The sequence below is a fragment of the Microvenator marinus genome, from assembly GCF_007993755.1.
Lineage (GTDB): Bacteria > Myxococcota_A > Bradymonadia > Bradymonadales > Bradymonadaceae > Allomicrovenator > Allomicrovenator marinus.
Genome location: NZ_CP042467.1, coordinates 4,313,083 through 4,321,919, shown reverse-complemented (window position 1 = coordinate 4,321,919; position 8,837 = coordinate 4,313,083). Strand labels below are relative to the sequence as shown.

Sequence of the window (8,837 nt, the reverse complement as noted above, 5' to 3'; positions counted from 1 at the left end):
ACCTCAATAGATAGAGCTTATGCTGTCCCACGTTGGAGCATCCGGGATTTCCCATGTAGCGTCAAGCGCGCGAGGAGCATATGGATAACAAAGAATACGCCAGAATTCTAAAAGAGATTTCAATATTACGCCAGATCAGAGGTGATAATCATTTTAAGATTCGAGCATATGAAAATGGCGCACGTGCCATCGAGAACTTGGCCGACCCTCTTGAGAGCCTGATGGACGAGGGTGATATCACTCAAATCGAGGGTATCGGAAAAAGTTTGGCAAAAGAGCTTGAATCGCTGAGGGAAACTGGAGTTTCAAGTGTTCACCAAGAACTCTTGGTGGAATTGGATCCTGGGCTTTTGGACCTGATGAAGATTCAGGGCCTCGGGCCAAAACGCATTAAGACGCTATATGACGAGCTCGGAATCTCCAATGTGGACCTTCTGAAAGAGGCCGCCGAGTCCGGCAAGATTGCCGACGTCGAGGGACTTGGGAAGAAAACTCAGGAAAAAATACTGGCGGAGATTGAACGACTCGCCCAGAGTTCTGGAAGGATGCCACTTCCCGCAGCCCGCGCGATTGCCTACGGCGTGCGAGACAAACTGAAGGAAGTTAAGGGCGTCGAGGCGATCGACGTCGCTGGCTCTATCCGGCGAGGCCGCGAAACAATTGGAGATATCGACATACTCGTGGCGACGAGCGGCGAGCCACAACCAATCTTTGAGGCCTTTGTCACTCTTCCAGAGGTGGAGGAAGTGTTGGTGCGCGGCGATACCAAGACGTCCGCGCGCCTTCGCAATGGAATGCAAGTCGATGTGCGAATCGTTAGGCCGGAGCAGTTCGGAGCCGCGTTGCACTACTTCACCGGCAGCAAAGAACATCACGTCAAGCTGCGCACTCGCGCAAAGAAGATGGGCTTAAAGATCAATGAGTACGGGGTGTTCCCCAGAGACTCAGACACTCCAGTAGCTTCCAAGACCGAAGAGGACCTCTACGCGTGTCTCGACCTTCAATTCATTCCACCGGAGCTGAGAGAAGGACGAGACGAAATCGATTTGGCTGAAGAGTCCAAGGTGCCAAAACTCGTGGAAGCCTCAGATATGTTGGGGGACCTGCATATGCACACCACCGAGACGGATGGCCGAAACACCATTCTTGAGATGGTTGAGGCGGCCAAGGCACGAAACTACCGCTACATCGCCATCACCGACCACTCTCAGGCCGTTACAGTTGCGGGCGGCATGACACCAAATCGATTCGAAGCCCAGATCGCTCAGATCCGAGAGATCAATCAGGAGCTCGAGGATTTTCGAATCTATTCGGGAATCGAGGTCGATATTCTCAAAGATGGAAGTTTGGACATGGATCACGACCTTTTGCGTGAGACGGACTGGGTCGTGGCGAGCGTTCACTCACATTTCAATCTGCCTAAAGAGGAGATGACGGCGCGAGTGATTCGAGCCGTAGAATCCGGACTCGTGCATTGTCTGGGTCACGCGACGGGCCGTATCCTGGGAGGACGCGACGGATACGACCTCGATATCGGGCAGGTCATGGACGCTTGCGCCGTCCATGGAGTGGCGATGGAGATCAATGGCTCGACAGGGCGCCTCGACCTAAATGCTGATCTGGCACGAATGGCGCACGATCGTGGTGTGAAAATCGTTTTGACATCCGATGCTCACTCAACACGGGGCCTTGAGGATTTGGACTATGCGTTACAGCAAGCACGCCGCGCGGGACTCACCAAAGCGGATATCATGAACACGGCGCCGGAACTCTCGCTCGGCTAAGTGAGCTATTCCGGACACCCGTCGTTGTCTTGGTCCCCGTCTTTGTCCTCAGGATCGAGCATGCAGAGGTCGTTGACGTCGAGAATTCCGTCTCCGTCGTTGTCTGGATCTGGGCAGCCGTCCTCGTCCTCGAACCCGTCGAGGTCTTCGGGCTGGTCTGGACACTGATCCCTTTCGTCAGGAATCCCGTCTCCATCCGCGTCGATCTCATTTGCCTCTTGAAACCTCGCCTCACAACAACGCGGGTCACAGTCAACCTCTTGGGTCGTGGTGCGGGCTCCATCGATGACGTTCGCCTCAGATACACAGGCGTCCTCAATGTTGATTTCACAGTTTGGTAGGCACTGCGGTGGTGGTGGCGGGGCGACTTCTTGAGGGGTCTCTTTTTCTTCCACAGGTGGAGGTGTGGTCGAACAGGACGCTAGGCCGCATGCGACCAGTATCAGTGTGAGTTTCTTCATTTTTTGCCTTTCGCTATCGGAACCGGCGTACATAGACAGATGGATCCAAACCCTTACTCCACCTTACCAGAACTTGCACGGCCCCTTGAAATGGCGGTTCGGACTCAAGATTGATATGGGTCCAGACGTCCTCTACTTCGCAGACTTTGGTCTCGGCGTTCCATTTTTACAAGAATGTGTTCGCCAATTGTCGGCACCCTGAAGGTGTGTTCGCCTTTTGAATCTGGGATTGAGAGGCTCGCGTTCTTGTCGACAATGAGAATTTGGTACATGAGTCTTCCTGCCGTCTTGTTTATAAAGACAGGATAATCGGCTTGTGACGTGGTGCAAGAATATGAACGAAACCAAAGAAGAACTCCCCAAAGATTTTGGCCTCTTACTCCCCAAGATCATCGCATCACCGCCCGGCCCTCTTTCTCGGGACTTTATCACGCGCCTCGCCGCCACCGAATGCCCCGCTATCACAGCAAGGCGCGCACGAAGACAGCATGAGACAGGCGTCAATCAGGATCCGATCGTGTGGACGCACGCGCTCGGGGCGAACATTCGGGATGCTGACGGCAATATCTATGTCGACTTGAGCGCAGCCTTCGCAGTGAGCGGGCTCGGGCACAGACACCCAAGAGTTGCTCAGGCCGCGCATTCACAGGTCGACCGTATGATTCACGCCATGGGGGATGTGTTCCCATCTGACGTGAAGATTGAGTTTTCGGAGAAGCTAGCTCAGATCGCACCGGGCGACCTCCAAGAGTCCATCCTAGGGCTGAGCGGTGCTGATGCGATTGGTGCTGCCTTGAAGACGGCCGCGATACACACCGGAAAGAGCGGCGTCATTGCGTTTTGGAATGGTTACCACGGGCTTGGGCACGGCGCGCTGAGCGTGACGGCCTACCGAAAGAGTTTTCGCGAACCGTTCTTAAGCCAGCTTGGTCGCGATGTGTTCCACGTACCATATCCCAATCCAGCCAGACCTCCGTTTGGCCTCCAAGGCGCGGCACCCGAGACTATCCGAGACGCGGTCTTGACACATATCCGCTCGATGCTCAGTGAGCCAGCAACCGGGGCTGAGGGAATTGGCGCCATCATCATTGAACCGATTCTCGGCCGTGGAGGGGAAGTTGTACCTCCGGAGGGTTTCCTCCAAGGCTTGCGAGAGATTGCCGATGAATTCAGCCTGGTACTGATTTTTGACGAAATTTTCACTGGGTTTGGGCGAACGGGCAAAACCTTCGCGTGCGAGTGGGAAGGCGTCCTTCCTGACATTCTTTGCGTCGGAAAGGCCCTCGGCGGTGGATTTCCGCTTTCGGCGGCCATCGGAAGGCCACATATTATGCGCTCTTGGGGCACGTCATCGGGTGAATCAGTTCATACGTCGACCTTCCTCGGTAATCCGTTGGGCTGCGCCATGGGGCTCGCGTTTCTGGAGGAGTTTAAGGAAGGCGATTGGGCAAATCGCGCGCAGAAACTGGGCGAAATGATGTACCAAGACCTTTCAACTCTTCGCTCGCCTTCCATTTCGGACATCCGTGGACGCGGCGCAATGTTGGGAGTCGAATTCATCAAGTCGGACGGAAGTCCTGACGGCGCGCGCGGTCTACAGATTTGCTCTGAGCTACTCGCCAAAGGCTTTATCTGTCTACCCTCAGGCGCATGGGGACATGTGTTAGGACTCTCGCCTCCATTTGTACTTAGCGAGGAACAATGGAAGTCATTTTTCCACACACTTCAGAATTGTATTGAGAAAGCCGACCTCAGCAGGTAACAAGGGCCGACTGAGGAGAGATGATGGAAACACAAGTGGAACGATCGGCGGGTGGCGTACTCTTTAAGCCGATGGACGGAGGACCACTGGTTTGCCTGATCAAAGTGGCGACTCGCGGTGGAAACCCTAGCTGGAGACTACCCAAGGGGACAATAGAACCCGGCGAAACACCTGAGGATGCAGCCATTCGCGAAACCCGCGAAGAAACCGGCTGCCTCGGGAGAATTATCTCGACCTTGAGCCCAATCGACTATTGGTACACCCGTCATGATGACTCAGGGCGGCACCGTATCCAAAAGTCTGTGGCATTCTACCTGATGGAGTACATCTCAGGCGATGTTGCAGACCATGACCACGAAGTTCTCGACGTGGAATTCATGACCTTGGCACAGGCTGTTCGTGAGATTTCTTACGACGCAGAAAACCGCGTGCTCCAAGAGGCGATGCACGCCTGGGACGCACACCTCTACCGCCAATCCCTGACCTGAAAACTGATCGATTCGACTCGTTTAGTCTTTGGTGAGGTCGAGGAAGGTTTCATATCCGACGGCGATATCATCGCCATATCGGCCCTGCGTAGGATCTGCGGGCTCTGGGCGGTACGTTCCGAAGAATGCGATGGAGTTGGAGTTCGCGAAGTAGTCGAATCCGTTCTCACGACTTCTAGGCACCCAGACGTTGTCTTTGTAGACGCGCAAGGAGCTAGAGATCGGCACGCTTGGAAGCACGTACGCCGAGGCCAGACCGGTTGCAGCGTAGATGATCTCATCGATCGTCTCTTGGATATCATTGGCTGTGAGCTCAGCCACACTACCACCGGTGGCGAGAGCGACACGCCGGTAGGCCTCGCCGTCTTCATATCGGTCGCCTGGATCGATTGTTACAATGGCGAATGCAATCGTGTTAGCGACGAAGAACTGGACGTACTGCTCAAGGAAGTTCGCTACCGAAGGGTCGCTCAGGTTGTCGTATTGGAAGTCATTATCTTCTTCATCTGAAACGAAGATCGTAATGAGCTGTGCATCGGGACGAACTCGCGAAATTTGAGGGGCACTCGATGAGCGCATCCATTGAATACCGTCACGCGCCGAGTTCAGACCATACTCCGCGCCTCCGTTGTAGGGTCCGTTCTCGACTTCGTTGATGCCCGCAAGGAAGGTAGGCTGGTCTGTGTACCAGGGCACGTTGCCCACGGGGCGACCGTCGTAATCTCGGTCCATCGTGGTTACCGCCAAGCGATAATCCAGAGCCGTGTTGGTCAAGTTCGCGAAGAAGTTGTTCGCCACATTTCTAACGCGCACGTAGTCGTCAGACATTGAGCCAGATTGGTCCAATACCCAGTAAAAGTCGGCTTCAGGATTGCCCTCGCCGGCTCGGAAAGCGTTGCATCTTCCGAAGTGGTCGTCTTGCGACGAAGCCACATTGGTGGTGTTTGTAAGGTCATCCATTCGGAATGAGACTTTCTCATTGGCGTCAAATTTCTGCGCTGGAGCAAGTGCTGCGGCCACAACCAAACGATCTCCGTTTTGGTCACTTTCTCGATATGTCACGGAGATATAGACGCGGAAATCCCGATAGGTTGTTCCCGACGACACTGGCAGACCCGTCACATCTGCGGCTTCAAAAGGCGCCAGGTTAAAGAGAAGCGCATCGCGAACTTGCCTGATTGAGCTCTGTTGCGGAGTTCTAATCAAGAATCTTGCGATGGCCGCTGTTTCGAAGTCATGTGTAGTGAAACCACCACCTGTGGAGTCCTGAACAATGGAACCCGTCGCGGCCACTCGGCTTCTGAAGAACGCTTGAACGTCTTCCGGAGTGGTTTGATTGGCAGCCGGGCGCATTGAGAACAACGTACCAGCGACCTCGTTTGCGGGGTCTTCAAAAACAGAGGCAGCCTGCGCGTTCTGTGGTGTCGCTGTCGAAATGCCGAGCTCTACGTAGTTACCAAAGACCGTTGGGAAAGCCACCAGCCAATCGCCCGCAGAAGAAACCTCGTAGTTGAGTGTTTCACCTTCGAGAGTGTCACAGGCGCTCACAATCCAACGGTCACCGTCAAGGATCTGGTCGTTGTAGGTGGATGGATTGGTAGGGTTGAAGCCGAATGTAATCTCGTCGGCGTCGTTGAGGCCGTCCCCATCACTATCGCCGATCATCGGGTCTGAGCCGACCTGAAGCTCAGCGAGGTCATTGAGGCCATCTCCGTCGGTATCCGTCTGGCAAGAGTCGGTACCCAGTTGGGCTTCCTCACAATTGCTCAAACCGTCGTAGTCGCAGTCGACTTCGCACCAATGCACACCGGAGTAATTGCAGTCCGAAAGACAGATCTGTAAGGGATTGAAGTCCTCTGGGGTGTCAGGTTGGCCCTGGTCAGGCGCCATATCGTCGCCCATATCGGTCATGTCTGGCTCAGTCATATCGGGCTCAGTCATGTCTGGCTCAGTCATGTCTGGCTCAGTCATATCTGGATCCGGCATGTCCTCCTCAGGCATGTCGACGACTCCGATATCTTCATCGCCCATGTCAGGGCGCGTATCAGGAGGGTCCACATCATCCGCACACGCAGAGAGAGAGCCGATTAGAACGAGCAAAAAGATATGTTTCAAAGTCATGGTCAAAACCTCCGAGTGCGGAGTGTAGCGGATTGAGCAACACATTTCCTCAAAAAAGCGTGCATTTCTTGCGCCAAGTCCCACCAATTAAGAAGCAACGCTAGGAAATCAGTTGCCGATCAGTCTTTTGACTGATCGATGAAGGTCGAGTAGCTCACAGCGATGTCGTCGCCGTAGCGTCCCTGAGTGGGGTCTGCAGGCTCCGGTCTGTAGGTCCCGAAGAAGGCAATCGAGTTCGTGTTGGCGAAATAATCGAAGCCATTGGAACGGCTACGAGGCACCCATTCGGCGTTCTTGTAGACGCGAAGCGTGCTCGAGATTGGAGTCGCAGGAAGGACGTAGGATGAAGCCAAGCCAGTTGCAGCGTAGATAATTTCATCGATGGTCTCCTGGATATCAGTCGCCAAAAGGTCAGCAGCGGAGCCACCGGTAGCGAATGCAACTTCACGGTAAGCTGCACCATCCGAGTAACGGCTAGTAGTATACTCAACGATCGCAAAGAAGATCGTATTGGCGATGAAGAACTGTTTGTACTGCTCCAAGAGGTTAGCGCCTGGCCCAGAGCCCAAGTTCACGCCTTGGAATTCCTCATCTTCTTCGTCCGAGAGAATCACAGTGATCAGCTGTGCATCAGCCCTAACCCGTGCGCTCTGAGGTGCAGACGAGGAGCGCATCCACTGAATGCCGTCTCTCGTGGTCTTGAGTCCGTACTCTGCACAACAATCGTAGCTGCCGTTCTCAATGGCCGTGATTCGGCTGATGAACGACGGGAGGTCTGTGACCCACGCGGTCGTTCCGATTGGACGTCCGAAAAAGTCTTCGTCCATGGTGCTCACGGCGAGTCGATAATCGAGCGAGGTATTGTTGAGGTTCGCGTAGAAGTTGTTTGCCACGAGTTTGACGCGTGCGTAATCGTCGAACATGGAGCCAGACTGGTCCAGGTTCCAAAGGAAATCAGCCTCTGGATTTCCTTCTCCTGCACGGAACGTGGAACAACGGTCTTGGTTGCTATCGACAGCTGACGCCACGCCTGTGGTGTTGGTGATATCGTCCATACGGAATCGAACTTTCTCGCGCTCCTCGAACTTCTGAGCTGGTGCAATGGAAGCGGTGTAGACCAATCGATCCCCGTTGGTCTGGCTCTCACGGTACGTCACGGAAATGAAGAGGCGGAAATCCCGATAGGTATTACCCGACGAGACAGGAAGACCTGAAGCGTCAGCAGGCTCAAACGACGCCACGTTGAAGAGGAGCGAATCGCGTACTTGTCGGGCCGAGCTCTGAGCAGTGGTGCGAATGAGATAACGTCCGATGGCAGCGCGATGGAAGTCGTGTGTATCAAACTCACCAGAAGTCTGGTCCTGCTCGATTGCGCCAGTGGCAGCAACCCTAGATCGCAGGGCCTGAAGCACCGAAATTGGAGTATTTTGTCCAGCCGTTGGTGCTTCTGTCAGAATAAAGGCCATCACCTCGTTAGCGGGGTCTTCAAAGACCGCCGCAGCCTGCTTATTCTGAGCCGTGGACGTAGCAATCGTGAGTTCGGTGTAGTTTCCGAGGACCGGCGGCAGAGCGACGAGCCAATCACCTTCAGACGAGGTGAAGTAGTTGACAGGCTCTCCAGCTGGATCGTCACATGCGCTCACAATCCATCGATCACCATCGAGGATGTTATCGTTGTACGTGGACGGATTTGTCGGATTGAAACCGAAGAACGTCTCGTCGTAGTCGAGGAGTCCATCGCCATCACTATCAGGGTTGAGCGGATCGCTTCCCACCTGAAGTTCAACGAGGTCTCTTAGCCCATCATCGTCGGAGTCTTCGTCACAAGAATCGGTTCCAAGTTGAGACTCTTCGCAATTGCTCAACCCGTCATAATCACAATCTACCTCGCACCATCTTGGGCCCGAATAGTTGCAATCCGAGAGACAAACCTGCAAAGGATCAAAATTGGGGTCAGGTTCCGTCATGTCTGGCTCGGCCATATCCGGCTCAGCCATGTCCGGCTCAGTCATATCCGGCTCAGTCATATCCGGCTCGGACATATCTGGCTCGGTCATGTCCGGCTCGGACATATCTGGCTCAGTCATGTCCGGCGTGGTGGCGTCCGACTCATCCATATCAGCTTGATTGTTCCCCGATGGCTGGGTGTCATCTCCACATCCCACGGCCACGAACAACAAGAAAACGACGAGAGTTTTTAACGAATGGGGCACCATCTAAA

Annotated in this window: 6 protein-coding genes; 3 read left to right on the top strand and 3 right to left on the bottom strand. The window is 54.3% G+C overall.

Annotation, left to right across the window (positions count from 1 at the left end):
• Nucleotides 1-80: 80 nt before the first annotated feature.
• A complete protein-coding gene (gene polX / locus FRD01_RS17790; protein WP_146962031.1) occupies nt 81-1,784 on the top strand; it encodes a DNA polymerase/3'-5' exonuclease PolX in 1,704 nt (567 codons plus the stop codon).
• 5 nt (nt 1,785-1,789) lie between these two features.
• On the opposite strand, the gene FRD01_RS24450 is transcribed toward polX, so the two are convergent.
• On the bottom strand, nt 1,790-2,245 hold the full coding sequence (locus FRD01_RS24450) for a hypothetical protein (protein WP_249755719.1): 456 nt from the start codon (nt 2,243-2,245) through the stop codon (nt 1,790-1,792).
• Nucleotides 2,246-2,579: 334 nt separating this feature from the next.
• Here FRD01_RS24450 and FRD01_RS17780 point away from each other — a divergent pair, with 334 nt between their 5' ends.
• Nucleotides 2,580-4,007: an aspartate aminotransferase family protein gene (locus tag FRD01_RS17780; protein WP_146962029.1), complete on the top strand. Its 1,428-nt coding sequence runs from the start codon at nt 2,580-2,582 to the stop codon at nt 4,005-4,007.
• Between the two features lie 23 nt (nt 4,008-4,030).
• Nucleotides 4,031-4,495 (top strand): NUDIX hydrolase, encoded by a 465-nt coding sequence (locus FRD01_RS17775; RefSeq protein ID WP_249755718.1) that lies wholly within the window; start codon nt 4,031-4,033, stop codon nt 4,493-4,495.
• Nucleotides 4,496-4,516: 21 nt separating this feature from the next.
• Here the strand turns inward: FRD01_RS17775 and FRD01_RS17770 are convergent, their stop codons facing one another.
• A complete protein-coding gene (locus FRD01_RS17770; RefSeq protein WP_146962026.1) occupies nt 4,517-6,616 on the bottom strand; it encodes a VWA domain-containing protein in 2,100 nt (699 codons plus the stop codon).
• A gap of 119 nt (nt 6,617-6,735) precedes the next feature.
• On the bottom strand, nt 6,736-8,832 hold the full coding sequence (locus FRD01_RS17765; protein WP_146962024.1) for a hypothetical protein: 2,097 nt from the start codon (nt 8,830-8,832) through the stop codon (nt 6,736-6,738).
• Nucleotides 8,833-8,837 lie beyond the last annotated feature (5 nt).

Bases quoted from the DNA above. Each gene is read 5' to 3' on its own strand.
- FRD01_RS17775 (WP_249755718.1), top strand. From the start codon at position 4,031: ATGGAAACACAAGTGGAACGATCGGCGGGTGGCGTACTCTTTAAGCCG.
- polX (WP_146962031.1), top strand. From the start codon at position 81: ATGGATAACAAAGAATACGCCAGAATTCTAAAAGAGATTTCAATATTA.
- FRD01_RS17765 (WP_146962024.1), bottom strand. From the start codon at position 8,832: ATGGTGCCCCATTCGTTAAAAACTCTCGTCGTTTTCTTGTTGTTCGTG.
- FRD01_RS17780 (WP_146962029.1), top strand. From the start codon at position 2,580: ATGAACGAAACCAAAGAAGAACTCCCCAAAGATTTTGGCCTCTTACTC.
- FRD01_RS17770 (WP_146962026.1), bottom strand. From the start codon at position 6,616: ATGACTTTGAAACATATCTTTTTGCTCGTTCTAATCGGCTCTCTCTCT.
- FRD01_RS24450 (WP_249755719.1), bottom strand. From the start codon at position 2,245: ATGAAGAAACTCACACTGATACTGGTCGCATGCGGCCTAGCGTCCTGT.